Source organism: Burkholderia sp. Se-20378 (assembly GCF_017104665.1).
Taxonomy (GTDB): Bacteria; Pseudomonadota; Gammaproteobacteria; order Burkholderiales; family Burkholderiaceae; genus Burkholderia; species Burkholderia lata.
The window spans coordinates 1-660 of record NZ_JAAGPG010001211.1 but is presented as its reverse complement, the minus strand read 5'-3'; the positions used below and the strand labels follow the sequence as shown (position 1 = coordinate 660).

General features: G+C 74.8%; 1 pseudogene. It reads left to right on the top strand.

The features are described 5' to 3' along the window. Positions 1–660: pseudogene (locus G3N93_RS41060) on the top strand (malto-oligosyltrehalose synthase); the annotation flags it as partial.

The window sequence follows — 660 nt, the reverse complement described above, 5'->3', positions numbered from 1 at the left end:
GCCCGCGTCGGCGCCGACGCGGGCGACTTCAGCCTGTCGCGCGGCGCGTTCCATGCGCGCAACCGGCGCCGCGCGCGCACCGTGCCCCACGGGCTCGTCCCCACCGCCACGCACGACCACAAGCGCGGCGAGGATGCCCGTGCGCGACTGGCCCTGCCCACCGACATGCCCGACGCGTGGCGCGCGGCGGCGATCGCCCGGTCCGCACTCAACCGGCCGCCTCGCGGCGGCGCGCCACGCCGTCTGGCCGCGCCGACGGGCCCGGCCGCGGCGGCAGACGCTCGTCGGCTGCTGGCCGCCGGAACTCGCGCCCGACGATACGGCGGGGCTCGCGGCACTTGCCGAACGCGTCGTGCAGTGGCAGACGAAGGCGCTGCGCGAAGCGAAACGGCACACCGACTGGCTCGCGCCCGATACGCGCTACGAGCGCGATTGCGAAGCATTCGTCCGTGCGATCCTGACGCCACGCGGCGCCGGCGACTTCGCGCACCGGCTGCATGCGTTCGTCGCACGGATCGCACCGGCCGGCGTCGTCAACAGCCTGACGCAGGCCGTGCTGCGGATGGCGTCGCCCGGCGTGTCCGACCTGTATCAAGGGACCGAATCATGGGATCACTCGCTCGTCGACCCGGACAACCGCCGCGGCGTGCCGTTCGCGGA